Below are 24270 nucleotides of genomic sequence, written 5' to 3'. Positions count from 1 at the left end.
GAGGCTGCCATGCAACGCACGCCCGTCGTGTTTGCTTTCGCCGTTCATGCGCTTGTGCTGGCCGGCTGTGACCAGCCGCAGCGGCTGTCGGTGGATGCGCTGGCCGCCGATGCGTCCCGGCTGCGTGCGTTGCGCGCGCAGTGCCGCGTGGGCGAGCACGACGGCGCGTTTTGCACGCAGGTGGCGCAGGCCGACCTGCGGCGCTTTCTCTCCGGCCACGCTGGGCCGGGCGAGTACCAGACGCTGGCCGACCTGCCGCCGATCCCGCCCAGCTTCGATGAACCCGCCGATGGCAGTGGGGCAATCGCTCTGCCTGAGCAGGAGGGCTCGCCATGAACGACGTGACGGTCATCGACCGCTTCCTCGATACCTTCTCGCGCTACATCGACTCGGGCTTCGGCCTGCTGCACGGCGAGGTGGCGTTTCTGACCGCCACGCTGATCGTCATCGACATGACGCTTGCCGGGCTGTTCTGGGCGATGGGCCATGCCACCGGCCAAGGCGAGGACGTGATCGCCAAGCTGATACGCAAGGTGCTGTACGTCGGTGCCTTCGCCTACATCATCGGCAACTTCAACTGGCTGGCCGGCATCGTGTTCCGCTCATTCGCGGGCCTCGGCCTGACGGCCAGCGGCTCGACCCTGAGCATGGAGAGCTTCCTGCAACCGGGCCGACTGGCGAAGGTCGGCATCGACGCCGGGGCACCGATCCTGAAGCAGATCGGCGACATGGCGGGCTTTCCCGAGGTGTTCGTGAACATCACGCCCATCGTCGTGATGTTCCTGGCGTGGCTGATCGTCCTCCTGTGCTTCTTCGTGCTGGCGATCCAGCTTTTCATCACGCTGATCGAGTTCAAGCTGACCACGCTCGCGGGCTTCGTGCTGGTGCCGTTCGCACTCTGGAACAAGACCGCATTCCTCGCGGAGAAGGTGCTGGGTAACGTGGTGTCTTCGGGCATCAAGGTGCTGGTGCTGGCGGTGATCGTGGGCATCGGCTCGGGACTGTTCGCCGAGTTTCAGGTACAGCCGGCCGAGCCATCCATCGACCACTCCGTGGTCGTGATGCTGGCCTCGCTGACGCTGCTGGCCTTGGGCATCTTCGGGCCGGGCATTGCAACCGGGCTGGTGTCCGGTGGGCCGCAGCTCGGCGCGGGCGCGATGGCCGGTGCCGCGCTGGGTGCAGCCGGCGCGGCCGTTGCGGTGGGCGCTGCGGCCACGGGTGTCGGCGGCGCAGTCGCTGCCGGTGCGCGTATGGCGCCCGCAGCCGCCAAGCTGGCCGGCAGCGGAGCGCGTGCCGCCGCTTCGACGGCCAGTAGCGCACGGTCGGCGTTCCAGGCTGGCTCTGCATCCGCCGGCGGAGGCCTCAAGGGCGCTGCCGCCGGCGTGGGCAATGTCGCCAAGACCGGCGCGCAGGCGGCCGGGCAGAAGGTGGCCGATGGGGCGCGCTCGATGAAGGAGCGTGTCGCCGCCGCCTTCCGGCCGGGCGACGCCGGATCGGCGTCGGGAGCCAGTGCCGCACAGACTGCGAACGAGCCAACCCCATCCACCGCGCAACCCGCCTGGGCCAAGCGCCTGCATCGCAGGCAGCAGCTCACCCATGCAGCGACGACCGCCGCCCACACGCTGCGCGGTGGCGACGGCGGCAGCTCTAGCCAAGGCCCGAGCCTGCGCGATTCCGATTCCTGATCTTCAAGGAGAACCCCATGCGATTCAAACGACCACAGGTGCGCTACGCCGACACGCCGCAACCTGCCACCCCATACCAATCCGCCGCGCAGGTCTGGGACGAGCGCATCGGCTCGGCCCGCGTGCAGGCGAAGAACTGGCGTTTCATGGCCTTCGGCTGTCTCACGCTGGCGGTGCTGATGGCGGGCGGCCTGGTGTGGCGCTCGGCGCAGTCCATCGTCACGCCCTACGTCATCGAGGTGGACAACGCGGGCCAAGTGCGCGCCGTCGGCGAAGCCGCCACGCCGTACCGGCCCAGCGATGCGCAGATTGCCTATCACCTCGGCCGCTTCATCGGCCTGGTGCGCTCGCTGTCCATTGACCCCATCGTGGTGCGACAGAACTGGCTCGATGCCTACGACTACACGACCGACAAAGGCGCCGTGGTGCTCAACGAGTACGCCCGTGTGAACGATCCGTTCGCGCGCATCGGCAAGGAATCGGTGACGGTGCAGATCAGCAGCGTGACTCGCGCCAGCGACACGTCGTTCAACGTGCGCTGGACGGAGACGCGCTTCGTCAACGGCGCATTGGATCGCACCGAACGCTGGAACGCGGTGATTTCCACGGTGCTGCAAGCTCCGCGCACCGAGCAGCGCCTGCGCAAGAACCCCTTGGGTATCTACGTCAACGGCCTGTCGTGGAGCCGCGAACTGGAAGCGAACGAAGGAGCCAAGCCATGAATGCACTTTTCCGTAAATCCGCCTTGCTGGTGATGCTGTTGGCTTCGACCGTACTGTTCTCGGGCTGCGCCACGCAGGGCAAGCCGCCGCCGTCCATCTCGCTTGATGAGCCGGTGCAAGCCCAGCCGCTGCCCGAGGCGCCGAAGCCGGTGGAAGTGGTGGCCGTGCCGCAGGTGCTGCCGATGCCGACGCAGATGAAACCCATCCCGGATGCCAAGCCCGCCGCGGAACCTGCCGATGAAACCGTGCGCGTGTCCCGCGCCAATGCCGAAGCGCGCATTGCGCCCACGCGCGAAGGCTACGTCAACGCGATTCAGGTGTGGCCTTTCACCGATGGTGCGCTGTACCAGGTCTATGCGGCCGTGGGCCGCGTGACCGTGATCGCTCTCCAGCCGAGCGAGGAACTGGTGACGGTGGCCGCCGGCGACACCGTGCGCTGGATCGTCGGGGATACATCGAGCGGCAGCGGTGATGCGCTGCGCGTCAATGTGATGGTCAAGCCCATCCGTTCGGGCCTCAAGACCAATTTAGTCATCACCACGAGTCGGCGTACCTACCTGCTGGAGCTGACATCGACCGAGAAGACGTGGATGGCGTCGGCCTCCTGGGAATATCCCAAGGACAAGATGCTGGCTTTGCAGCGCCAGGCACAGGCGGCCAGCGCCGCCGCACCGGTCGATGCCGGGCTGTCGCTGGAGAAGATCCGCTTCCGCTATGCGGTCAGTGGCAGCAACCCGCCGTGGAAGCCGCTGCGCGCTTTCGACGATGGCGAGAAGGTCTACATCCAGTTTCCGCCGGGCATCGCCCAGGGCGAGCTGCCGCCGCTGTTCGTGATCGGTGCCCAGGGTGACGGGCAGTTGGTGAACTACCGCTTTCGCCCGCCGTACTACATCGTGGATCGCCTGTTCGGCGCGGCCGAGCTGCGCCTGGGCGGTGACAAGGGCGACGTGGTGCGGATCGAGCGCACAGATGGTGTCTCGGGTGGCACGCGGAGGAACTGACCATGAGCCAGGACGATTCCCCTGATCTTGCACCGCAGGCGGGCAAGGTCGCGCCCGAGGCGGTGGTGCTGCGCGCACAACCGCGCCCGGTCACGCGCCTGAATCGGCGCACCTTGGCCATCCTCACGGGCGGCCTGTCGGTCGCCGTGCTCGGGGCCACGATCTGGTCGTTGCAGCCGCACCGGCGCGCAAGCGAGCAGACCGAGCTGTACAACGTGGATCGCGTCTCGAAGTCCGAAGGGCTGGATGGCCTGCCGGCCGACTACTCGAAGCTGCCGCCGAAGGTGCCCGAGTTGGGGCCGCCGCTGCCGGGCGACCTGGGGCCGGCCATCGTGCATTCGCAGCAACCGGTGACGCCCACCTATGCGCCACCGGGCCACGACCCGGCCGACGCGCTGCGCAAGGAGGCCGATGCGGCGGCGGCTTCGTCGGTGTTCTTTCGCTCCGGCAACCAGGGCAAGGCCGCTGCGCCAGCCACGGCGCAAGTCGCTGCGACCGGCCCGACATCGGGCTTGGCGGGATTCGATCCGCTGGCGGCTGGCCCGGCCTCGACGGCGGCCCAGCCCGCCGACCCCACCGCTGTGCAGAACCGGCAAGACCAGAAAGAGGCCTTCCTGAAGGACGGTTCTACGGAAACCCGCAATTCCGGCAATCTGCAAATGCCGTCCTCGCCGTACCAGGTGATGGCCGGAACGGTGATCGCCGGGGCGCTGGTGACGGGCATCAAGTCCGATCTTCCGGGCGACGTGATCGCCACGGTGACGGAGCCGGTCTATGACACGGCCACGGGCAAGTTCCTGCTGATCCCGCAGGGATCGCGCATCCTTGGGCGCTACAACAGCCAGGTCAGTTATGGGCAGAGCCGCGTGCAGGTGGTGTGGAACCGGGTCATCCTGCCGGACACGTCTTCGCTGAAGCTCGACAACCTGGCTGGCACCGATCCGGCCGGCTATTCCGGCCTGGAGGATGGCGTCGATTGGCATTGGGGGCGCATCTTTGCGGGTGCGGCGCTGACCACGCTGCTGGGCGTGGGTGCCGAGCTGGCCGCGCCGGAGAACCGGCAGGATGGCAACCGCATCGTGATCGCTGGGCGCGACAGCACGCAGGACAGCATCAATCAAGTCGGCCAGGAGATGACCCGGCGCAACATGAACATCCAGCCGACGCTGACCGAGCGGCCGGGCCTGCCGGTGCGGATCATCGTCAACCGCGATTTGGTGTTGCGGCCTTACCAGCCGATGTTCTTCCAGCGGGGGGCGATGCAATGAGCATGACCAAGAAGCTGCGGCTCGGGCCGCTGCCCAAGACCGAGAGCATCAAGCTGACCTTCGCCTGCCCGGCCAGCCTGAAGGCCGACCTTGACCGCTACGCTGCGCTGCACGCGCAGGCGTATGGTGAGACGGTCGATGCCATGACGCTGATCCCGCACATGCTGGAGGCGTTCATGGCGGCGGATCGGGGATTCAAGCGGGGCAGGGGAGACGACAAGTAACCGTCTTTCCGCGCCGCTGCGCCGAATGGATGAGATTTTGGATATGTTGCCATCATCGTATTCAAACTACGACTGGGTACGCCATATTAAATTGACTATCGCTTGGAAAAGTTGTAAAAACCGTAGCATGGCTACGACTAATTCAAGCAAGCTAAACGCGCTCTACACCCGGCTGGCACCGGGAACGCCGCTGACCTCTGAGGACTTGGCGGCGTTGGGCATCTCTGCCGACCTGGCCGTTCACTACGTCCGGGCAGGGTGGCTCACGCGCCTGGCGCGGGGAGTGTTCTGCCGTCCGAACGACGTCCCGGCGCTCCATCCCAGCCTGCTGCTGTTGCAGCGCCAATTCGAGGGGTTGCACGTCGGCGGCAAGTCGGCGCTGGACTGGTACGGTGTGCGGCAGTACGTGTCGCAGCAGCCGGTGCTGCACCTGTATGGCTGGAAGGCAGCGCGCTTGCCGCAATGGTTCACCGAACGCTTCCCGGCCGAGTACCACCGCAAGCGGCTGTTCGATGAGCAGCCGGACGCCTTGCTGCACGTCGGCCCGTTCGAGAAGCGCAGCGGGGCGCCGCAGGTGTCGGCGCCGGAGCGCGCATTGCTGGAACTGTTGAGCGAGGTTGGCGTGCGCCAGCCCTTGCAGGAAGCCCGCGAACTCGTCGAGAGCGCCTACGGCCTACGCGCCGATGTGCTGCGCGAACTGTTGCAGCACTGCACAAGCGTCAAGACCGTGCGGCTGTGCCTGCAACTCGGCCGCGAGGCGTCACTGCCTTGGGCGGCCAAGCTCGATCCGGCCACGCTTCCGACGGGTAGCGACCGGCCCTGGGTGTCCCGGTCGTCCGACGGCCTGCTGGTGCTCAAGCCATGAACCAGACCTATCTCGATACCGCGCGCCTGCTGACGCAGGTAGCGCCGCTGGTGTTCGCGGATGACACCTTTGCGCTGAAGGGCGGCACGGCGATCAATCTGTTTGTGCGCGACATGCCGCGTCTGTCGGTCGATCTCGATCTGGTCTTTCCCGATCACACGCTGCCGCGTGACGAGGCGTTGGCGCGTATCAACGAGGCCGTTCGGCAGGCCGCCGAGCGGTTAAAGAAGCGGGGATTCCAGACGCACGCACCAGCGGCAGCAGCAGGGGAGACGAAGTTGCTGGTGCGTCGCGGCTCGATTCAGGTCAAGGTCGAAGTCAACTTCGTCATGCGCGGCACGGTGCAACCGGTGCGCCGCGCTTCGCTGACGCCGATTGCCCGCGACACTTTGCTGGCTGATCTGGAGATCCCGGTGGCGTCGCTGGAGGACGTGTACGGCGGCAAGCTGGTGGCGGCACTGGATCGGCAGCACCCACGTGACCTGTTCGACGTGATGCAGCTCTTTGCGCATGAGGGCATCACGCCCGGCATCCGGCGTGCCTTCGTGGTCTACCTGGCCAGCAGCAATCGGCCGATCCATGAAGTGCTATTCACGCCCCTGCGGGACATCCGGCATGACTATGAGCACAACTTCCAAGGCATGACGGCCGAGCCCGTGCCGCTCGATGCGCTGCTTGCTGCCCGCGAGCGCATGGTGCGCGAAATCCAGCAGGGCTTGGACGACGACGAGCGGCGCTTCCTGCTGTCGCTGGCCGCTGGCACGCCGGAGTGGTCGCTGCTGGGCATCGCACACCTCGAACATCTGCCTGGCATCCGCTGGAAGCTGCGCAACCTGGCGCAGTTGCAGAAGACCGATGCGAAGAAGTTTGCCGAGCAGGCCGACTTGCTCGCTACGCGACTGGCTGCGGTATCCTAAGCGCTGATTGATGATGAGCCGATGCCGCGTAAACCCGCGCCAGCAAAGGACCTGTTTTTCTGACGGTAAAAGCGACGGTAACGGCCTATGTCGATCAAAGCAAATCCCTTTAACCACGCGGACTTGCGTGAGCTGTTGATGATCGAGTGGGAGTGAGGCGGTCGGAGTGAGGCGGTCAGGGCATCTTCGAGGCGAGCGTGATCGTCTCGCCGTCCACCGCGAAGCGGCCGTAGCCCCGATGGTGGATCGTGCGCGGCTCCTTCTGCGCGGGATCGGTCCACGCCTTCACGACCTCCAGCACGAACAGGCTGTAGGCGTTCACGAGCCGCGTGTCCGCCACCCGGCATTCGAGGTTGGCGAAGCATTCGGCGACGAGCGGCGGCGCCACCATGCGCGCCGGAACCGGCGTCAGCCCGAACCGTTCGAACTTGTCGACGTCGCGGCCCGAGCAGTTGCCGATCCCGACCACCTTCGGCGCGAGCGCGACGGCCGGAACCGCGATCACGCACTCCTTCGTCGCGCGCAGCGCCCGGAAGCTGTGGTCGGCGGGGCTGACGACGCAGGCGACGAGCGGCGGCGTGAACTCCACCATCATATGCCACGACATGGTCATCACGTTGCTGCGGCCCTTCGCGGCGGTGGTCAGCAGCACGACCGGCCCCGGTTCGAGCAGCTGGTAGACGCGGGCGAGCGGCAGGTTCTTCATGGGCGGCCAGCCTCGCGGATCGGCGGCAACAGGTCAATGCGGGCTTGGGGCGCGGCGACAAGGATCGGGAGCATGAGACGATGGTGACGATGTACGGGATTCCGAACTGCGACACGGTGAAGAAGGCACGCGCGTGGCTTGAGGCGAACGGCGTCGACTACGCGTTCCACGACTACAAGAAGGCGGGCATCGACCGCGCGCGGCTCGAGGCATGGGTGAAGGAGCTCGGCTGGGAAACCGTGCTCAACCGCGCCGGGACGACGTTCCGCAAGCTGCCGGAGGCGGACCGCGGGAACCTCGACGCGCGGAAGGCGGTGGACCTGATGCTGGCGCAGCCTTCGATGATCAAGCGCCCCATCCTCGATGACGGCAAGGCGCGGCTCGCCGGTTTCAAGCCGGAGGCTTACGCCGCCGCGCTCCGCTGAGCGTCTCGCCGGGGTCCTCCCGGGCTTTCCCCAAGAACTTTCCACGCCTGCACGGAGGCGTTACAAGCCGCACCCATGTCTACGACCTCGACGACGCTCACGCTCGACACCTCGACGAGCCGTGCCAACCCCACCCCGGCGCCGATGAAGCGCCTCACGGTGCCGCGCATCCGGCAGCGCAAGGGCGGCGAGCCGCTCGTCATGCTCACCGCCTACACGGTCCGCATGGCGCAGATCATGGACCCGCACTGCGACATGCTGCTCGTCGGCGATTCGCTGGGGCAGGTGATCTACGGCCTGCCGCATACGGTGGCCGTGACGATGGAGATGATGTGCGCGCACGGCGCTGCCGTCGTGCGCGGCAGCTATCACGCCGCCGTCATCGTCGACATGCCGTTCGGCAGCTACGAGGCCTCGCCGGAGCAGGCGTTCACCAACGCCTCGCGGCTTTTGAAGGAAACCGGCGCCGCCGCCGTGAAGCTCGAAGGCGGCAAGGTGCTCGCGCCGACGGTGGAGTTCCTCACCTCGCGCGGCATCCCGGTGATGGCGCATGTCGGCCTCACGCCGCAGGCGGTGAACATTCTCGGCGGCTACGGCGTGCGCGGCAAGAGCGAGGCGGAGGCGCGTTCGATCGTCGGCGATGCCGTGGCGATGGCGGACGCCGGGGCCTTCTCGATCGTCATCGAGGGCGTGATGGAGCCGATCGCCATCGAGATCACGCAGAAGGTGGCGTGCCCGACCATCGGCATCGGCGCCTCGGCGCAGTGCGACGGTCAGGTGCTGGTGGCGGAGGACATGCTCGGCCTGTTCGAGCGGACGCCGAAGTTCGTGAAGCGCTACGGCGCGATGTCGAAGGTCGTGGCGGACGCGGTGAAGGCCTATGCGGCCGACGTGCGCGCGCGGACCTTCCCCACGGAGGACAACCTCTACCGGGCCGACGAGGAAAAATAGGGTTTTGCGTGCGCGCGCGGCCATCGCTATGGTCCCGCGCACATTTTGAGAGGCACGACATTGGCCAGGGAACCATCGGGCACGGCGCCCGAAGACGCCTTCTTCCGCGAGGTTGACGAGGAAGTCCGCAAGGATCAGCTCGCCGGGTTCTGGAACCGCTACGGGCGCTGGATCGTCATCGCGATCGGCCTCGGCCTCGTCGCGCTCGCCGGCTTCCTCTGGTGGCGCGAGGAGCAGGTCCGCAAGGTCGGCGTGCTCAGCGAGGAATTCTCGGCGGCGCAGCAGGGGCTGGAGCTTGGCAACGCCAAGGCGGTTCAGGAGATCGAGCGCTTCGCGACCGGCGAGTACGGCGGCTACACCGTGCTCGCCCGCTTCACCAAGGCGTCGCGCGCGGTCGAGAACGGCGACAATGCCGCGGCGCTCGCCGAGTATCAGGCGCTCGCCGCCGACAGGAAACTGCCGCAGCCGCTGCGCGATCTCGCGAGCATCACGGCGGTGCGCGTCGAATACGATACGCTCGCGCCCGCCGAGGTCGTGACGCGGCTGAAGCCGCTCGCGCAGCCCGGCGCGCCGTGGTTCGGCGTCGCGGGCGAAATGCTCGCGGTCGCCTATATCAATGAAGGCAAGCCCGAGCTTGCGGGGCCGATCTTCGCCGCGATCTCGTCGGACGAAACCATCGCGCCGTCTCTGCGGCAGCGCGCGCAACAGCTGGCGGCCTCGCTCGGCAGCCTGCCCGATGCGGATGTCCCCTCAACTCCCGCTTCCGCAGCCGATGCCCCGGCAACCGGCGCGACAACCGGAAAGAACTGATGCGTAAATCGCTTATTGTCGCCCTGCCGCTGGTGCTGGCGCTCGCCAGCTGCGGAATCTTTCGCGGCGGCGGAGACAAGAACAAGTCGAAGCTGGCCGGAGAGCGCCTCGCGGTGCTCACCTACGAGGCGCGGACGACCGCCGATCCCGACCTTGCCGAGACCGCGGTCGCGCTGCCTCCGCCGGTCGTCAATGCGGACTGGACGCAGCCCGGCGGCAGCGCGTCGAAGGCGCTCGGCCATCTCAGCCTGCGTGAGAACCCCTCGCGGGCGTGGTCGGTCTCCATCGGCCGCGGCAGCGACCGGGGGCGCCGTCTCACGGCCGGACCGGTTGTCACGGGCGGGCGCGTCTACACGATCGACACGGAATCGGTGGTTCGCGCGTTCAGCGCCGCGAACGGCGGCCAGCTCTGGTCGGCGACCCTGCGCAAGGCTGGCGAATCCGACAATGTCGCGTTCGGCGGCGGCGTCGCCACCGATGGCGGCCGCGTCTATGCGACCTCTGGTTACGGCCTCGTCGCGGCCTATGATGCCGCGACCGGCGCGGAGGCGTGGCGCGTGGACATCGGTATGCCGCTGCGCGGCGCGCCCTCCGTCGAGGGCACGCAGCTTTTCGTGATGACGCAGGACAACCAGTTGCAGGTGCTCTCCACCGCGACCGGCGAAACGCTCTGGGAAAACGCCGCGACCGTCGAGCCCGCCGGCCTGCTCGGCACCGCGGCGCCCGCCGTTGCGCTCGGCACGGCCGTCGTCGGCTTCTCCAGCGGCGAGCTCATCGCCTTGCGCGTCGAGAACGGCCGCGGCGTCTGGCAGGACGCGCTGAACCGCACCGGCTCCACCACCTCGCTCGCCGCGCTCAGCGACATCGACGCCTCGGCGGTCATCAGCGAGGGCCGCGTCTACGCGATCGGGCACGGCGGCCGCATGGTGGCGCTCGACCTGTCGACCGGCCAGCGCGTCTGGGAACGCAATTTCGCGGGCACCTCGATGCCGTGGGTCGCGGGCGAATATATCTTCGCGGTGACCGTGGACGGTGAGCTCGTCGCCGTGCAGCGCGCGGACGGCCGCGTGCGCTGGGTGACGCAGCTTCAGCGCTGGCGCAACGTCAAGAAGCGCAAGAACCCGATCATCTGGCAGGGGCCGGTGCTGGCGTCGGACCGTCTCTACCTCGTCAACAGCGAGGGCGAGCTCGTCACGGTGTCCCCGGCCGACGGCACCGTGCTGTCCACGAAAGAGGTGGGGAAGGATATTTTCCTCGAGCCCGCGGTCGCCGACAACACGCTCTACATCCTCTCCGAGGACGGCCGCCTGAGCGCCTACCGCTAGGGCCGATCGACATTCAGATGATGACGAGCCGAAAATGGTGGATTTCCGTGACCCGAAGCGCAGCGCACGTGAGGTGCGTGAGCATCGGAAGCGCGGGAAGCCGCCATTTGCAGGCCGTCAGGGCTGAATGTCGATCGGCCCTAAAGCCATGACCAGCACAAAACCCAAGGTCGTCATCATTGGGCGCCCGAACGTCGGCAAGTCGACGCTGTTCAACCGGCTCGTCGGCAAGCGCCTCGCGCTCGTCGACGACACGCCGGGCGTGACGCGCGACCGCCGCGAGGGCGATGCGACGCTGTTCGATCTCGATTTCATCGCTGTCGACACGGCAGGGCTGGAGGACGCTGGGCCGGACACGCTCTCGGGGCGGATGCGCGCGCAGACCGAGGCCGCGCTCGAAGATGCCGCGGCGGCGCTGCTTGTGATTGATTCCCGCGCCGGCCTCACGCCGATGGACCGGCACTTCGCGGACTGGCTGCGCACCGCGAAGGTGCCCGTTGTGCTCGTCGCCAACAAGGCGGAAGGCCGCTCGGGCGACGCGGGCATCCTCGAAGCCTACGCACTCGGCTTCGGCGAGCCGGTCGGCATCTCCGCAGAGCACGGCGAGGGGCTCGCCGACCTGTTCGAGGCGCTTGCGCCGCACGTCGATGCCGCGGTCGCCGCGGCGGCCGATGAATCGGATGCGGAGGGCGAGGCGGAAGGCCCGCTCAAGCTCGCCATCGTCGGGCGTCCGAACGCGGGCAAGTCCACGCTCATCAACACGCTGCTCGGGCAGGACCGTCTCGTCACCGGCCCGGAAGCGGGGATCACGCGCGACAGCATCGCCATCGAGTGGACCTGGCAGGGCCGCCCCGTGCGTCTGATCGACACGGCCGGCGTCCGCAAGAAGGCGAAGGTTCAGGAGAAGCTGGAGAAGCTCTCGGTCGCGGACACGCGCCGCGCCATCGATTTCGCCGAGGTCGTCGTGCTGCTGCTCGATGCGACGCTCGGCCTCGAGGCGCAGGACCTGCGCATCGCCGACATGGTGATCGAGGAGGGCCGCGCGCTCGTCATCGCGTTCAACAAGTGGGACGCGGCCGAAGACCAGTCGCGGCTCTTTCAGGGCGTCCGCAAGGCGCTCGAGGAGGGGCTCGCCCAGATCAAGGGCGTGCCGCTGCTCACCGTCTCGGGCATGACCGGCAAGGGTCTCGACACGCTCGTCAAGGTCGCCTTCGAGCAGCGCGAGGCGTGGAGCCGCCGCGTGCCGACGAGCCGCCTCAACCGCTGGTTCGAGGGCGCGACCGCGCGCAACCCGCCGCCCGCGCCCGACGGCAAGCGCCTGAAGCTCCGCTATGTGACGCAGGTGAACACGCGCCCGCCCTCGTTCGTGATCTTCGGCAACCGCCTCACCGAGCTTCCGGAAAGCTACCGCCGCTACCTCGTCAACTCGCTGCGCGACGATCTCGGCTTCACCGGCGTGCCGATCCGGCTGACGCTGAGGGGCGGCAAGAATCCCTTCGACAGGGACCGCTCCTAGCGGCCGTCCCGCGCCGCGACGGCTTCGGCGGTGAAGTCGCTGAACAGGCCGTCGATCCCGGCGGCGAGATAGGCCCGGATCTCTTGGGCGAGATCGCCGTGCGCGCGCGGGTCTTCGCCCTGCCGGTGGTCGGCGGGCAGGAAATGGTTCTCGGCGCGGAACGTCCACGGATGGACCTTGAGCCCTGCGGCATGGGCGTCGGCAACGAGCCGGGTCGGCGCTGCGAGCGTGCCGTCGGCGCTGCGCGGGATGATGAGCCCCTTTTCGGGGCCGATACCGTCGGCATAGGCCGCGATCGCCTTGAGCCCTTCCGGCGTCAGCATGTCGGCGTAGCGCGCATGGGCGCCGTCCGCCGGTCCGCCCTCTGCCGCGACCAGCTGGATGAGGCGGACGCCCGTCATCGCCTTCAGCCGTTTCAGGTTGTCCACCTCGAACGACTGGATGAACACGGGCGCGTCCGCATCGCGCCAGCCCGCGGCGTCGAGCGCCGCCGCCAGCTTCGCCTCGAGTGGAAGGCCGATGGAGGCGAAGTAGGACGGGTGCTTGGTTTCCGGGTAGATGCCGACGCCGCGCGCCTTGGCGAGCGCGATGATCTCGCCCAGCGTCGGGATTTCGAACCTGCCGTCGTTCGCCGTGCCGCGCAGTTCGGGCAGCCGCTCGCGGGCGCGCAGCGTCTTCAGTTCGGCAAGTGTGAAGTTCTCGGTGAACCACCCCGTAACAGCAGCGCCGTCGATAACTTTGGTAAGTTTGCGATCCGCGAACTCGGGGTGAGCGGCAACGTCGGTGGTTCCGGAAATCTCGTTCTCATGCCGCGCCACCAGCACGCCGTCGCGGGTCGGGACGAGGTCGGGCTCGATGAAGTCGGCGCCGTCGTCGATCGCGCGCGTGTAGGCGGCGATCGTGTGTTCGGGAAGCAGCCCGCTCGCGCCGCGATGCGCGATCACGATGGGGCGGTCGGCGGCGATCACGCCGGAAGCAAGCATCAGGAAGAGCGGGAGGGCAAGGAAAAGTCTCATACCCTCCGGTTATCGTGCCCGTGTTCAGCTTTTACGACGAAGCAGATGCCTGCGGCCCGCGATCAGACCGGCGGCGCCGAGGCCGAACAGCGCAAGCATGGCGGGTTCGGGAACCGGCGTCGTGCCGCCGCCGCCGCCGCCGTCATCGCCGCCGCCTCCATCATTGCCGCCACCGCCGCCGCCGCCCGGCAGGATCAGTTCGGCGTATTCGGGAAGATCGGTTGCCTCGAAGTCGCTCGGGATCTGGGCGTCGCGCATCATCTGGTCCTGGACGATGTACGGTTCGCACGGGAACTGCACGACCTTGCGCGCCGGGCTCTTCGAGGCCGTTTTCACGACCTTGGGCTTGGCGGCGTTGTGGCGCGCCTCGTTAACCCCGGCTCCCACGGCGGCACCCGTGCAGATGCACAGCGCGAGCTTTCCAGCAGCAACGATATTCATACAAACCTGCCCTATCCTCGCCGCGCAAAGCGTCGGCGGGCCCCGTTGATATTCTGTTCGTCTTTCCGTCCGCGATGCGGCCCCAAAACGGACGTTGGATGGTTACTATTACGTTACGGATTAATCCTGCATTTACAAGTTCAACTCAACCCAAAGTCGTTCCGCGCCCGCAAGAATTTGTAATTTGTGGCGGAAAATATACATAATATAGGTGGTTAACCGTGGCGGATCCCCTTGCGACATGCCGCCGCAGCGGACGGCAATGAGAACGGAGCGGGTCGAGATGTCCACCGAAACCGCGATCCTCGCAGGCGGATGCTTCTGGTGCGTGGAAGCGATCTACGATGATCTTCAAGGTGTTTCCGCGGTCGAATCCGGCTACATCGGCGGCCGGACGGCGAATCCGACCTACAGGGAGGTCTGCGGCGGCGATACCGACCACGCCGAGGCGATCCGCATCCGCTTCGATCCATTGGTCGTGAGCTACGCGGACCTGCTCGACATCTTCTTCCACGTCCACGACCCGACGACGCCCAACCGGCAGGGGAACGACGTCGGCACGCAGTACCGCTCGGCGATCTTTCCGCAGGACGATTCGCAGCGGACGGCGGCCGAGGCGGCGATCGTGAAGGCGGCGGCGCTGTGGCCGGACCCGGTGGTGACGACCATCGAGAGCGGCACATGGTATCCGGCCGAGGACTATCACCAGGAATATTATGCGCGGACCGGCGACACGACGCCCTACTGCAACTTCGTCGTCGGCCCCAAGGTCCGGAAATTCCGGGAGAAATACGCCGACCGCCTCAAAAGCCGAGGTTGACCGGCACGGCCTGCCGGGCCGACCCTCGCGGGCATGACGCTTTTCGACGACTGGCGGGCGCGCTCGCCCTTTTACGATGAGACGCACGAGGCGGTGGCGCAGAGCGTGCGCCGTTTCGTGGAGCGCGAGATCGCGCCCCATATCGACGCATGGGAGGACGCGCGCGCCATCCCCAGGAGCCTCCACCGCAAGGCGGCCGAGGCGGGCATTCTCGGTCTCGGCTATCCCGAGGAATACGGCGGCCATTCCGCCGGTTTCGACGTCTTCCACAACCTCACGCAGTCCGAGGAACTGGCGCGGCCCGGCGCGGGCGGGCTCACCGCGAGCCTGATGACGCACGGCATCGGCCTGCCGCCGATCCTCGCGATGGGCAGCGACGAGATGAAGCGGCGTGTCGCGCCTGCGGTGCTTTCGGGCGAGAAGATCATCGCGCTCGGCATCACCGAGGCGTCCGGCGGTTCCGATGTCGCCAATATCCGCACACGGGCCGAGCGGGTGGGGAGCAGATATGTCGTGAACGGCGGCAAGATGTTCATCACCAGCGGTATGCGCGCGGACTATGTGACCGTCGCCGTGCGCACCGGCGGCGAGGGGATGGGCGGCCTCTCGCTGATGCTGATCGAGGCGGACATGCCCGGCTTCACGCGTACTCCGCTCGAAAAGATGGGCTGGCACTGCTCCGACACGGCGGCGCTCTACTTCGAAAACGTGGAGGTGCCGCCCGAGAACCTGATCGGCCCCGAGAACGCCGGTTTCATGGGCATCATGCGCAATTTCAACAGCGAGCGGCTCGGCATGGCGCACGGGGCCTGCGCCTACGCGCGCGTCTGCCTCGAGGAAGCGGCCGCGTGGGCGCGGGAACGCGAGACGTTCGGCAAGTCGCTCGTCGGGCACCAGTCGATCCGCATCAAGCTTGCGGACATGGCGCGGCAGGTGAGTGCGACGCAGGCGTGGGTCGATCAGTGCGCGTGGCAGGTGCGCGCGGGCAAGACCCGGCCCGCCGACTTCGCGATGCTGAAGGTTCAGGCGACGCGGATGCTGGAGGCCGTGGCCCGCGATGCGGCGCAAGTGCTCGGCGGCGCCAGCTACCTCAAGGGCTCCAAGGTGGAACGCATCTACCGCGAGGTGCGCGTCAACGCGATCGGCGGCGGATCGGAGGAGATCCTGCTCGATCTCGCCGGGCGGCAGCTTTTCGCGGGGCGATAGGCCGTGCCGAAGTTTACAAAGTTACCGTAGATCGCGTTTTCTTTCAGTGTGACCTTTCAGGCGTGGGCTGCGGCAGGCAAGCTGCTGTAGGAAAACGATTTCCTACTCCGCCGCGATCGCCTCGGGCGCCTGCGCCGATGCGCCCGCCGCCTTGCTGAAGCGCAGCACGCCGTCGTCGACGGGGGCGTGGCGGAACATCTTCACGTCGCCGGCATAGTTCTGGTTGAGCCGCCACGGCAGCGTCTTGCCCTGCTTCGGGAACTGGTGAAGCCCGCGCTTGAAATAGCCCGAGGAGAAGTCGATCCACGGCTCGGAGTCCATGTCCGGGTCGTCCAGCGTCGGCGTCGCGACGTCGGTGCCGGTCTCCTTCATGTGGTTGAGGACGCGGCACAGATATTCGCTGGTGAGGTCCGCCTTCAGCGTCCACGAGGCGTTGGTGTAGCCGAACGCCACCGCGAGGTTGGGGACGCCCGAGAACATGATACCCTTGTAGCCGTAGGTTTCGGGGAACGCGACCTTCCGCCCGTCGAGCGTCACGTCGATACCCGCCATGAACAGGAGGTCGAGGCCCGTGGCGGTGACGATGACGTCCGCCTCCAGCGTCTTTCCGGACTTGAGGAGGATGCCGGTTTCCGTGAAGCGGTCGATGTGGTCGGTCACGACCTCGGCGCGGCCTTCGCGAATGGCGTCGAACAGGTCGTCGTCGGGAACGAGGCAAAGCCGCTGTTCCCACGGGTTGTACGTCGGCGTGAAATGCGTCTTCACGTCATAGCCGGGGCCGAGCAGGTCGCGGACGCCGCCGAGCAGCTTCTTCTTCAGCTTCTCGGGCTTCGTCCGCGCCAGACGGAACACCCACTGCTGCATGGCGACGTTGCGCCAGCGCACGATGTTGTAGGCGAGCATCGGCGGCAGCCAGCGCCGCAGCCAGTTGGCGAGGCGGTCCTCCGCGGGGCGCGAGATCATGTAGGTCGGCGAGCGCTGCAGCATGGTGACGTGCGCGGCCTTCGCCATTTCGGGAACGAGCGTGACGGCGGTCGCGCCCGATCCGATGACGATGACGCGCTTTCCCGCATAGTCGAGGTCCTGCGGCCAGTGCTGCGGGTGGACGATGCGGCCCCGGAAGCTTTCCGCGCCCTCGAAGTGCGGCGTGTAGCCCGCCTCGTAGCGGTAGTAGCCCGAGCACATGTAGAGGAAGTTGCAGGTGAACTGCACGGGCTTGCCGTCCGCGCGCGCCGTCACCGTCCAGCGCGCCGCGGACGAGTCCCACGCGGCGGCCTCGACGTGGTGGCCGAAGCGGATGTGCTCGTAGATGCCGTATTCGCGCGCGGTCTCGTCCAGATAGCGGAGGATCGAGGGACCGTCGGCGATCGCCTTCTGGTCGGTCCACGGCTTGAAGTTGAAGCCCAGCGTGTACATGTCGCTGTCCGACCGGATGCCGGGATAGCGGAACAGGTCCCACGTGCCGCCGATGCCCGCGCGGCCTTCGAGAATCGTGTAGCTGCGGTCCGGGCAGTGCTTCTTCAGGTGAACGCCGGCGCCGATGCCCGAGATGCCGGCGCCAACGACGATCATGTCGAAATGTTCGGTCATGCGGTCCCTCTTCCGCCAATTTGAGCGGAACATAAATCAGGCCGGGGCGAACGGAAACTCTCCTAATGCGCAGCGCGCACCGGGCCTAATGCGCAGCACGCACCGGGAATGTGCGAAGCCGGGCGGTATGGGCATCGGCCACCGCCGCGCCGATACCGGCGGCAAGCACCGAAAGCCGCGCGGCCGCGGGGTTGTCGCAGAGCCTGACCAGCGCGGAGGGATCGGCTTCGGCGCCGTCGAGCCCGATGGCTTCCAGCAGTTCGGCTTCGTGCGGAAGCAGCGCCGCGCAGCAGGGCGCGCCGATCTCCAGCCGCCGCCGGCCGTGCATGGCGATGCCCGTGAGCAGGCAGCGCAGCAGATGCTCGATGCCGCAGGCGTTGTCGCCGTAGGCCTCGATCAGCGCCGCGTGGAGACAGGGCGGGCGCGGCCAGCCGATGACGAGCCGCCGCAGCGCCCACAATATCGTCTGGCTGTCGGGCGGCAGGTTCAGCCACGGCCCGCCGTGGAACTCGGCTGTTTCGACAATCGTCGCCATGATGCGATCCTCGTTGCGATAAAAATGATAATCATTCGCAATAAGGAGTCTGTCAATGGCTTTGCGTCGGGCGGCCTTGCGGCAGGGGGAGGAGCGCGGCCGCGCCCCTCCCGCCCGGAATCATTCCTCCCAGAGGAACTTGTAGACGAAGCCGGCGACGAGGCCGCCGACGATCGGATAGACCCAGAAGAACCAGAGCTGCTGGAGGGCGATGCCGCCCTCGATGAGCGCCGGGCCGGTGGAGCGCGCCGGGTTCACCGACGTGTTCGTCACCGGGATGCTGATGAGGTGGATGAGCGTCAGCGCAAGGCCGATGGCGATGGGCGCGAACCCCGGCGAGGCGCGCTTTGCCGTCGCGCCGAGGATGATGATGAGGAAGCCGAAGGTCATCACGATCTCGGTCCACAGCGCCGCGGTCATCGAATAGCCGCCCGGCGAGTGCTCGCCGTAGCCGTTGGAGGCGAGGCCGCCCGCGTAGCCCGCCTGCCCGCTCGCGATCGTGTAGATCAGCAGGGCGGCGAGGATGGCGCCCACCACCTGCGCGACGATGTAGCCGGGGGCCTCCTGCCACTTGAAGCGCCCGCCCGCGGCGAGACCGAGCGTGACGGCCGGATTGAAGTGGCCGCCGGAGATCGGGCCGAGCGCGAAGGCGGCGGTGAGCACGGTGAGACCGAACGCCAACGCGACGCCGGCGAGGCCGATGCCGACCTCCGGGAATTTCGCGGCGAGCACGGCGCTGCCGCAACCGCCGAGGACGAGCCAGAAGGTGCCGAAGAGTTCCGCTGTCAGTTTCTTGAGATCGAACATGCTATCGCTCCCCTGAAGGGCCGCATCGCGTGCGGCGCCCTCCCATAACACATTCGGAAGCCTTGGAGAATCAGCGCGGCGCGGCGGCGCGGCGGAGCCTGTCGTTGATCGCGGCGCCGAGGCCTTCGGGCGGAACGGGCGCGACGGCGATGGCGCGCGCGCCGCTGGCGTCGGCGGCGTGCAGGCAGTCGAACAGACGCGCGGCGGCCTCGACCGGGTCGCCCGCCGGGGAGAGGCTGACGTCGCCCGCGACCGGGCCGAAGCCGATCAGGAACTCATCTGCGCGGGCGCTTTCGGCTTCGAGACGGAGCGGCTTCGAGGGGGCGTAGTGGCTCTCCATCATGCCGGGGGCCTCGATGCGGCCGCCCGCGAGCGTGAGCGGCGCGAAGGCCTCCAGCGCCTCGCGCGGGACGCCGCCGGGGCGCAGCAGGCGGAGGCGGCCCGCCTCCACCGCGACGATCGTCGATTCGATGCCGCCCCTGCACGCGCCGCAGTCGATGACGAGCGGGATGCGGCCGCCGAGGGTCTTGAGGACGTGTTCGGCGCGCGTCGCGCTGATCTGCCCGGAGGCGTTGGCGGACGGCGCGGCGAGCGGGCGCCCGAGCGCGGCGATCAAGGCCTGCGGCACCGGGTGATCCGGGCAGCGCACGGCGAGGGTCGGGAGCCCTGCGGTGACGATGGCGGCGACGGTGCTTTCGGGGCGCTTCGGCAGGACGAGCGTCAGCGGCCCCGGCCAGAACGCGTCGATCAGGCGGCGGGCGAGCGGCGTCACCTCCACGTGCGCCGCCGCCATGTCAACGCCGCTCACATGCGCGATCAGCGGATTGAACGCGGGGCGGCCCTTGGCGGCATAGATGCGGGCGACGGCTTCGGCGTTCGTGGCATCGGCGGCGAGGCCGTAGACAGTCTCGGTGGGGAGCGCGACGACCTCGCCGGCGCGCAGCAGCGCGGCGGCGCGCGCAAGGCCCGCCGCGTCCGGCAGCGCGGTTTCAGTGCCGAAAAGATCAGGTTGCCCGCTCACAGCCCCCCGCTATACCCGCGCCGTTTCCTCTCACAAGCGATAGATAGCCTATGACCTACACCGCCCCCGTCACCGAGCAGCGCTTCGTCCTCGAAACCGTCGCCGACCTGCCCGGCCTCGCGCGGCTGCCCCGCTTCGAGGCCGCGACGCCGGACCTCGCGGATGCCATCCTCGAAGAGGCGGGCAAGCTTTCGGCCGGGGTCTTCGCGCCGCTCAACCGCCCCGGCGACACCGGGGGCGCGACGCTCGCGAACGGCGCGGTGACGCTGCCCGCGGGCTTTCGCGAGGCCTATGCCGCCTATGTGGAGGGCGGCTGGATGACGCTCGGCGCCGATCCGGGCTACGGCGGGCAGGGGCTGCCATTCGCGCTGGCGACGGCCGTGCAGGAGCAGCTGACCAGCGCCAACATGGCGCTGTCGCTCTGCCCGATGCTGTCGCAGGGCGCGATCGAGGCGCTGACGGCGCACGGCACCGAGGACCAGAAGCAGACCTACCTCACCAAGATCGTCTCGGGCGAATGGACCGGCACGATGAACCTCACCGAGCCGCAGGCGGGCTCGGACGTCGGTGCGCTCCGCACCACCGCGACGCCCGCGCCGGACGGCACGTGGCGCATCAAGGGCTCCAAGATCTTCATCACGTGGGGCGAGCATGACGTGGCGGAGAACATCATCCACCTCGTCCTCGCGCGCACGCCAGGGTCGCCGAAGGGCACCAAGGGCATTTCCCTCTTCATCGTGCCGAAGTTCCTCGTGAACGCGGACGGCTCCTTGGGCGCGCGCAACGACCTGCGCTGCGTCTCGATCGAGCACAAGCTCGGCATCCATGCCTCGCCGACCTGCACGATGAGCTACGGCGATGACGACGATTGCGTCGGCTACATGATCGGCGACGAGAACGCCGGGATGCGCGCCATGTTCACGATGATGAACCACGCCCGCATCAACGTCGGCCTGCAAGGCGTCTCCATCGCCGAGCGCGCGTATCAGCACGCGCTCGCCTACGCGAAGGAGCGCGTGCAGGTGCGCCGCATCATCGAATTCGCCGACGTGCGGCGGATGCTGATGACGATGCGGTCGCTGACCGAGGCGGCGCGGGCGCTGACGTATCTCAACGCCGCCGCCGTCGACCGCGCGCACGCCGAGACCGACGAGGCGGCGCAGCGTGAGGCGCAGGGCCTCGCCGACCTGCTGACGCCGGTGACGAAGGCGTTCTCGACCGATGTCGGCGTCGAGGTCGCGAGCCTCGGCGTGCAGATCTTCGGCGGCATGGGCTTCATCGAGGAGACGGGCGCGGCGCAGCACTACCGCGACGCGCGCATCGCGCCGATCTACGAAGGCACCAACGGCATCCAGGCGATGGACCTCGTCGGACGCAAGCTGCCGCAGGGGCGCTGGAAGAGCCTGTTCGCCGACATGCGCGCGGATTTCGTGCTGTTCGCGGCCGGCGATCAGGGCGGGCTGGTGCCTTATCTCGAAGACGCGCTCGCCGCGCTCGAAAGCGCGACGACGTGGCTTGCAGACGGCGGCGCGGCCGGCGGCGCTGACGACAATGCCGCGGGGGCGACGCCGTACCTGCGCATGTTCGGCCTCACCGTGGGCGGCTGGCTGCTCGCGAAGCAGGCTTCGGCGGCGGCGCGGCGGCGCGCGGCGGGCGAGGGCGATCCGGCCTTCCTGAACGCCAAGATCGTCACCGCGCGCTTCTTCGCCGAGCAGTTCCTGCCGCAGGCGGCGGCGCTGCTGGGGCCGGTGACGCGCGGGGCGGAGACGCTGTTCGCGATTCCGGAAGAGGCGCTTTAGAGGCCTCTTTGCCACCCGATATGACGGTTTAACGTGCGCTGAACGTCGTTTGTCGAAGCCTGTCTGTTGTTCGTCCCGTTCTCGACAGTCGTTCGCCGAAGCCGTGCCGCCGCGCCATTTCACGGCCGCAATTCGCCACCACCTCTGCCGCCGTCCGCAGCCTCAGGCCTGCGGGCAGTGCAATTTTTGTAGAGGTGTATTCATGAAAAAGCTCATTCTTGCCGCGCTCGCGACCGCCCTTCTCCCGGCGTCCGCGCTTGCTCAGGACGCTGCCATCGGCGGCGCGTTCGTCGGCGGCCAGATCGGCTGGGGCAAGCGGTCGGTCGATCTCGACTTCGGCCTGCCCGGAGTTCAGGATTTCGAAAAGAACCGCGACGGCATCGATTACGGCATCTTCGCCGGCTACGACTACGGCGTCGGCCAGAATGTCATCGTCGGCGTCGAGGCCGGCATCGGCTTCGGCGGCAAGACGCTGCGCGGCACGCCGGTCGCCGGGCTCACCGCCGAGATCGACCCCAAGTGGAACTACGACGTGAGCGCGCGCGCGGGCTTCCTCGCGACGCCGAACCTGCTCGTCTACGGCCGCCTCGGCTACGGCGCCGAGCGGACGCGCGTCTCCACGGTCTCGACCATCCAGGGCGTGGCCTCGGCGAGCGACAAGGGCTGGTCGGACGGCATCCTCTACGGCGGCGGTCTCGAATACGGCCTCAACGAGGCGGCGAGCATCCGCACCGAATACCGCCACCGCGACATGGACGGCGGCTATGCGGCCGATCAGGTCCTGGCGGGACTCGCGTTCCGCTTCTGACCATTGCCGGTCCGAAAACAGTTGGGCCGGAGGTATCGCCTCCGGCCCTTTCTTTTGCCCGGGATGAAACCGTCTATTCCCACGCGCGGTAGGCGAGGGCGAGGTCGTCGGCGACCGCCTTGTAGGTGATGAAGCCGCCCGCCACGTTGAGGCCGTTCCTGAGATGCGGGTCGGCGCGCATCGCCGCCTCCGGGCCGAGCTTCGCCAGCTTCACGATGAACGGCAGCGTCGCGTTGTTGAGCGCGAAGGTGGACGTGCGCGCGACGGCGCCCGGCATGTTGGCGACGCAGTAGTGGATGACGCCCTCCACCGTGTAGACGGGATCGCTGTGCGTCGTGGGCCGCGAGGTCTCGAAGCAGCCGCCCTGGTCGATGGCGACGTCGACGAGCACCGCGCCGCGCTTCATCGTCTTCAGCATCTCGCGCGTCACGAGCTTCGGCGCGGCGGCGCCGGGGATCAGCACGCAGCCGATGATGAGGTGCGAGTTCTCGGCGGCGCGGGCGACGGCGGCGCCGCTCGCGTAGACGGTCTTGATGCGGTTCTGGAACAGCGCGTCGAGCTCGGCGAGGCGCGTGGACGAGACGTCGTAGATCGTCACGTCGGCGCCGAGGCCGACCGCCATCTGTGCCGCGTTGAAGCCGGAGACGCCACCGCCGAGGATCGAGACCTTGGCGGGTGCGACGCCCGGCACGCCGCCGAGCAGGATGCCGCGGCCGCCCTGCTCCTTTTCGAGATAGTGCGCGCCGACCTGCACGGCCATGCGGCCCGCGACCTCGGACATCGGCTGGAGGAGCGGCAGGCGGCCTTGCGCGTTCGTCACCGTCTCGTAGGCGATGCAGGTCGCGCCCGATTTCATCAGCGCCTCGGCCTGCGGCTTGTCGGCGGCGAGGTGCAGGTAGGTGAACAGCGTGTGGCGCGGCTCCAGCCACGCGATCCCGTGGAGCTGCGGCTCCTTCACCTTCACGATCATGTCGGATGCGGCGAACACCTCCTGCGGCGTCGGCAGGATCTTCGCGCCGGCCGCGACATAGGCGTCGTCGCCGAAGTCGATGCCGCTGCCCGCGCCCGTCTCGACGAAGACCTCGTGGCCCGCCTGCGTCAGCTCGGCGACCGAGGCGGGCGTCATGCCGACCCGGTATTCGTGAACCTTGATCTCCCTCGGCACCCCGACGCGCATGGCCTGTTCTCCCTCATCCCGATCGAATGGCGGGGAATCTACCGGAAATCGTGTCGGAAAAGTTTGTGAAGTTGTCGGCGGCGAGGGTTTTGGTGTAGAGATTATCCCGATGGAGAAGAGGATTTCGGGAAATTGTCCGATCTTGATCAGATAGACCGCAAGATTATCGCCCAGCTTGCAATCGACTCGGGATTGACCAGCGAGCAGCTCGGCAGCCGCGTGGGGCTTTCGGCGTCCGCGGCGCACCGGCGCGTCAAGATTCTGGAGGACTCGGGGTTCATCCGCGGCTACCGGGCGGTGCTGTCGCCGGAGGCGCGGGGCAACCCGTCCGCCGTCTATGTCGCGGTGACGCTGACCGACCAGCGCAAGGAAACGCTCGCCGCCTTCGAGACCGCGGTGGCGCGCGCCCCCGAGATCGCCGAGGGCCACCTCATCACCGGGGATTCGGACTACATGCTGAAAATCCTCGTGAAGGAGGGCGACAGCTTCGAGCGCGTGCACCGCGAGCTGCTGGCCGCGCTGCCCGGCGTGCAGCGGCTGGTGACGCAGGTGAGCATCCGCAAGATCGCCGGCGAGTAGCGGATTCCGGTCGCCCATTGTGCAGTGCGGCACGCTATGCTAGTCACCGCCGCCGT

General features: G+C 67.8%; 26 protein-coding genes. 18 read left to right on the top strand and 8 right to left on the bottom strand.

The annotated features are described in order from the left end of the window. Positions 1 to 9 precede the first annotated feature (9 nt). From PE061_RS03005 to PE061_RS02970, 8 genes are all read left to right on the top strand, one after another. On the top strand, positions 10 to 336 hold the full coding sequence (locus PE061_RS03005; RefSeq protein WP_054666141.1) for a hypothetical protein: 327 nt from the start codon (positions 10 to 12) through the stop codon (positions 334 to 336). Further along, positions 333 to 1685 carry a P-type conjugative transfer protein TrbL gene (trbL, locus tag PE061_RS03000; RefSeq protein ID WP_054666138.1) on the top strand — a complete coding sequence of 451 codons (1353 nt, stop codon included), beginning with the start codon at positions 333 to 335 and terminating at the stop codon, positions 1683 to 1685. Before PE061_RS03005 ends, trbL begins: the two co-directional genes overlap by 4 nt. Positions 1686 to 1702: 17 nt before the next feature. Next, complete coding sequence (gene trbF / locus PE061_RS02995) at positions 1703 to 2407, top strand: conjugal transfer protein TrbF (RefSeq protein WP_054666135.1); 705 nt, start codon at positions 1703 to 1705, stop codon at positions 2405 to 2407. Further along, complete coding sequence (gene trbG, locus PE061_RS02990) at positions 2404 to 3408, top strand: P-type conjugative transfer protein TrbG (RefSeq protein ID WP_054666133.1); 1005 nt, start codon at positions 2404 to 2406, stop codon at positions 3406 to 3408. The genes trbF and trbG overlap by 4 nt, the downstream gene beginning before the upstream one ends. A gap of 2 nt (positions 3409 to 3410) precedes the next feature. Next, on the top strand, positions 3411 to 4676 hold the full coding sequence (locus PE061_RS02985; protein WP_054666130.1) for a TrbI/VirB10 family protein: 1266 nt from the start codon (positions 3411 to 3413) through the stop codon (positions 4674 to 4676). Beyond that, positions 4673 to 4900, top strand: a complete 228-nt coding sequence (locus tag PE061_RS02980) for a DUF2274 domain-containing protein (RefSeq protein WP_054666128.1) — start codon at positions 4673 to 4675, stop codon at positions 4898 to 4900. The genes PE061_RS02985 and PE061_RS02980 overlap by 4 nt, the downstream gene beginning before the upstream one ends. Positions 4901 to 5027: 127 nt before the next feature. Next, the gene (locus PE061_RS02975; RefSeq protein ID WP_054666126.1) at positions 5028 to 5765 is read left to right on the top strand and encodes a type IV toxin-antitoxin system AbiEi family antitoxin; all 738 of its coding nucleotides are present in this window, start codon (positions 5028 to 5030) and stop codon (positions 5763 to 5765) included. After that, the gene (locus PE061_RS02970; RefSeq protein WP_054666124.1) at positions 5762 to 6682 is read left to right on the top strand and encodes a nucleotidyl transferase AbiEii/AbiGii toxin family protein; all 921 of its coding nucleotides are present in this window, start codon (positions 5762 to 5764) and stop codon (positions 6680 to 6682) included. Before PE061_RS02975 ends, PE061_RS02970 begins: the two co-directional genes overlap by 4 nt. Before the next feature lie 175 nt (positions 6683 to 6857). On the opposite strand, the gene PE061_RS02965 is transcribed toward PE061_RS02970, so the two are convergent. Continuing rightward, positions 6858 to 7388, bottom strand: a complete 531-nt coding sequence (locus PE061_RS02965; RefSeq protein ID WP_271257733.1) for a flavin reductase family protein — start codon at positions 7386 to 7388, stop codon at positions 6858 to 6860. 80 nt (positions 7389 to 7468) lie between these two features. Between PE061_RS02965 and PE061_RS02960 the strand changes: the two genes are divergently transcribed. The 5 genes from PE061_RS02960 (at position 7469) to der (ending at position 12415) form a co-directional block, all read left to right on the top strand. Beyond that, positions 7469 to 7813 carry an ArsC family reductase gene (locus tag PE061_RS02960; RefSeq protein WP_271257732.1) on the top strand — a complete coding sequence of 115 codons (345 nt, stop codon included), beginning with the start codon at positions 7469 to 7471 and terminating at the stop codon, positions 7811 to 7813. A gap of 75 nt (positions 7814 to 7888) precedes the next feature. Beyond that, on the top strand, positions 7889 to 8764 hold the full coding sequence (gene panB, locus PE061_RS02955) for a 3-methyl-2-oxobutanoate hydroxymethyltransferase (protein ID WP_271257731.1): 876 nt from the start codon (positions 7889 to 7891) through the stop codon (positions 8762 to 8764). Positions 8765 to 8824: 60 nt separating this feature from the next. Continuing rightward, positions 8825 to 9574, top strand: a complete 750-nt coding sequence (locus tag PE061_RS02950; protein WP_271257730.1) for a tetratricopeptide repeat protein — start codon at positions 8825 to 8827, stop codon at positions 9572 to 9574. Next, on the top strand, positions 9574 to 10899 hold the full coding sequence (locus tag PE061_RS02945) for a PQQ-binding-like beta-propeller repeat protein (protein ID WP_271257729.1): 1326 nt from the start codon (positions 9574 to 9576) through the stop codon (positions 10897 to 10899). Before PE061_RS02950 ends, PE061_RS02945 begins: the two co-directional genes overlap by 1 nt. A gap of 148 nt (positions 10900 to 11047) precedes the next feature. Beyond that, positions 11048 to 12415, top strand: coding sequence for a ribosome biogenesis GTPase Der (gene der, locus PE061_RS02940; RefSeq protein WP_271257728.1), 1368 nt, complete (start codon positions 11048 to 11050; stop codon positions 12413 to 12415). Here der and PE061_RS02935 read toward each other — a convergent pair. Together PE061_RS02935 and PE061_RS02930 are read right to left on the bottom strand one after the other, a co-directional pair. Beyond that, on the bottom strand, positions 12412 to 13398 hold the full coding sequence (locus PE061_RS02935) for a glycerophosphodiester phosphodiesterase (RefSeq protein ID WP_271259117.1): 987 nt from the start codon (positions 13396 to 13398) through the stop codon (positions 12412 to 12414). The genes der and PE061_RS02935 overlap by 4 nt on opposite strands. Positions 13399 to 13455: 57 nt before the next feature. Then, positions 13456 to 13872: a PEP-CTERM sorting domain-containing protein gene (locus PE061_RS02930; RefSeq protein WP_271257727.1), complete on the bottom strand. Its 417-nt coding sequence runs from the start codon at positions 13870 to 13872 to the stop codon at positions 13456 to 13458. Between the two features lie 283 nt (positions 13873 to 14155). On the opposite strand from PE061_RS02930, the gene msrA reads away from it, so the two are divergent. Further along, entirely contained in the window at positions 14156 to 14692 is a 537-nt protein-coding gene (gene msrA / locus PE061_RS02925; protein WP_271259116.1) for a peptide-methionine (S)-S-oxide reductase MsrA, read from the top strand. Positions 14693 to 14725: 33 nt separating this feature from the next. Then, entirely contained in the window at positions 14726 to 15898 is a 1173-nt protein-coding gene (locus PE061_RS02920; protein ID WP_271257726.1) for an acyl-CoA dehydrogenase family protein, read from the top strand. Between the two features lie 102 nt (positions 15899 to 16000). On the opposite strand, the gene PE061_RS02915 is transcribed toward PE061_RS02920, so the two are convergent. From PE061_RS02915 to PE061_RS02900, 4 genes are all read right to left on the bottom strand, one after another. Continuing rightward, a complete protein-coding gene (locus PE061_RS02915; protein WP_271257725.1) occupies positions 16001 to 17488 on the bottom strand; it encodes a flavin-containing monooxygenase in 1488 nt (495 codons plus the stop codon). Positions 17489 to 17573: 85 nt separating this feature from the next. Then, the gene (locus tag PE061_RS02910; RefSeq protein WP_271257724.1) at positions 17574 to 18023 is read right to left on the bottom strand and encodes a hypothetical protein; all 450 of its coding nucleotides are present in this window, start codon (positions 18021 to 18023) and stop codon (positions 17574 to 17576) included. Between the two features lie 120 nt (positions 18024 to 18143). Beyond that, the gene (aqpZ, locus tag PE061_RS02905) at positions 18144 to 18830 is read right to left on the bottom strand and encodes an aquaporin Z (RefSeq protein WP_271257723.1); all 687 of its coding nucleotides are present in this window, start codon (positions 18828 to 18830) and stop codon (positions 18144 to 18146) included. Between the two features lie 70 nt (positions 18831 to 18900). Further along, positions 18901 to 19851 carry an L-threonylcarbamoyladenylate synthase gene (locus tag PE061_RS02900; RefSeq protein WP_271257722.1) on the bottom strand — a complete coding sequence of 317 codons (951 nt, stop codon included), beginning with the start codon at positions 19849 to 19851 and terminating at the stop codon, positions 18901 to 18903. Between the two features lie 50 nt (positions 19852 to 19901). On the opposite strand from PE061_RS02900, the gene PE061_RS02895 reads away from it, so the two are divergent. Beyond that, entirely contained in the window at positions 19902 to 21650 is a 1749-nt protein-coding gene (locus tag PE061_RS02895; protein ID WP_271257721.1) for an acyl-CoA dehydrogenase, read from the top strand. Between the two features lie 202 nt (positions 21651 to 21852). After that, positions 21853 to 22458, top strand: a complete 606-nt coding sequence (locus tag PE061_RS02890) for an outer membrane protein (RefSeq protein ID WP_271257720.1) — start codon at positions 21853 to 21855, stop codon at positions 22456 to 22458. A gap of 73 nt (positions 22459 to 22531) precedes the next feature. On the opposite strand, the gene ald is transcribed toward PE061_RS02890, so the two are convergent. After that, positions 22532 to 23635: an alanine dehydrogenase gene (gene ald, locus PE061_RS02885; RefSeq protein ID WP_271257719.1), complete on the bottom strand. Its 1104-nt coding sequence runs from the start codon at positions 23633 to 23635 to the stop codon at positions 22532 to 22534. 132 nt (positions 23636 to 23767) lie between these two features. Between ald and PE061_RS02880 the strand changes: the two genes are divergently transcribed. Then, positions 23768 to 24214 (top strand): Lrp/AsnC family transcriptional regulator, encoded by a 447-nt coding sequence (locus PE061_RS02880; protein ID WP_271257718.1) that lies wholly within the window; start codon positions 23768 to 23770, stop codon positions 24212 to 24214. The last annotated feature ends 56 nt before the right edge of the window (positions 24215 to 24270 follow it).

Origin of the sequence: Sphingosinicella microcystinivorans (assembly GCF_027941835.1) — a bacterium.
GTDB lineage: Bacteria > Pseudomonadota > Alphaproteobacteria > Sphingomonadales > Sphingomonadaceae > Sphingosinicella.
The sequence above is the reverse complement of the archived record's forward strand: the minus strand, read 5'-3'. Positions and strand labels throughout refer to the sequence as shown.

Excerpts from the sequence above, each read along its gene's own strand:
- PE061_RS02970 (WP_054666124.1), top strand. The coding sequence starts at position 5,762 with ATGAACCAGACCTATCTCGATACCGCGCGCCTGCTGACGCAGGTAGCG.
- trbL (WP_054666138.1), top strand. The coding sequence starts at position 333 with ATGAACGACGTGACGGTCATCGACCGCTTCCTCGATACCTTCTCGCGC.
- PE061_RS02930 (WP_271257727.1), bottom strand. The coding sequence starts at position 13,872 with ATGAATATCGTTGCTGCTGGAAAGCTCGCGCTGTGCATCTGCACGGGT.
- trbF (WP_054666135.1), top strand. The coding sequence starts at position 1,703 with ATGCGATTCAAACGACCACAGGTGCGCTACGCCGACACGCCGCAACCT.
- der (WP_271257728.1), top strand. The coding sequence starts at position 11,048 with ATGACCAGCACAAAACCCAAGGTCGTCATCATTGGGCGCCCGAACGTC.
- trbG (WP_054666133.1), top strand. The coding sequence starts at position 2,404 with ATGAATGCACTTTTCCGTAAATCCGCCTTGCTGGTGATGCTGTTGGCT.
- panB (WP_271257731.1), top strand. The coding sequence starts at position 7,889 with ATGTCTACGACCTCGACGACGCTCACGCTCGACACCTCGACGAGCCGT.
- PE061_RS03005 (WP_054666141.1), top strand. The coding sequence starts at position 10 with ATGCAACGCACGCCCGTCGTGTTTGCTTTCGCCGTTCATGCGCTTGTG.
- msrA (WP_271259116.1), top strand. The coding sequence starts at position 14,156 with ATGTCCACCGAAACCGCGATCCTCGCAGGCGGATGCTTCTGGTGCGTG.
- PE061_RS02975 (WP_054666126.1), top strand. The coding sequence starts at position 5,028 with ATGGCTACGACTAATTCAAGCAAGCTAAACGCGCTCTACACCCGGCTG.
- PE061_RS02895 (WP_271257721.1), top strand. The coding sequence starts at position 19,902 with ATGACCTACACCGCCCCCGTCACCGAGCAGCGCTTCGTCCTCGAAACC.
- PE061_RS02960 (WP_271257732.1), top strand. The coding sequence starts at position 7,469 with ATGGTGACGATGTACGGGATTCCGAACTGCGACACGGTGAAGAAGGCA.
- PE061_RS02935 (WP_271259117.1), bottom strand. The coding sequence starts at position 13,398 with ATGCTTGCTTCCGGCGTGATCGCCGCCGACCGCCCCATCGTGATCGCG.
- ald (WP_271257719.1), bottom strand. The coding sequence starts at position 23,635 with ATGCGCGTCGGGGTGCCGAGGGAGATCAAGGTTCACGAATACCGGGTC.
- PE061_RS02945 (WP_271257729.1), top strand. The coding sequence starts at position 9,574 with ATGCGTAAATCGCTTATTGTCGCCCTGCCGCTGGTGCTGGCGCTCGCC.
- PE061_RS02980 (WP_054666128.1), top strand. The coding sequence starts at position 4,673 with ATGAGCATGACCAAGAAGCTGCGGCTCGGGCCGCTGCCCAAGACCGAG.
- PE061_RS02890 (WP_271257720.1), top strand. The coding sequence starts at position 21,853 with ATGAAAAAGCTCATTCTTGCCGCGCTCGCGACCGCCCTTCTCCCGGCG.
- PE061_RS02920 (WP_271257726.1), top strand. The coding sequence starts at position 14,726 with ATGACGCTTTTCGACGACTGGCGGGCGCGCTCGCCCTTTTACGATGAG.
- PE061_RS02965 (WP_271257733.1), bottom strand. The coding sequence starts at position 7,388 with ATGAAGAACCTGCCGCTCGCCCGCGTCTACCAGCTGCTCGAACCGGGG.
- PE061_RS02985 (WP_054666130.1), top strand. The coding sequence starts at position 3,411 with ATGAGCCAGGACGATTCCCCTGATCTTGCACCGCAGGCGGGCAAGGTC.
- PE061_RS02910 (WP_271257724.1), bottom strand. The coding sequence starts at position 18,023 with ATGGCGACGATTGTCGAAACAGCCGAGTTCCACGGCGGGCCGTGGCTG.
- aqpZ (WP_271257723.1), bottom strand. The coding sequence starts at position 18,830 with ATGTTCGATCTCAAGAAACTGACAGCGGAACTCTTCGGCACCTTCTGG.
- PE061_RS02915 (WP_271257725.1), bottom strand. The coding sequence starts at position 17,488 with ATGACCGAACATTTCGACATGATCGTCGTTGGCGCCGGCATCTCGGGC.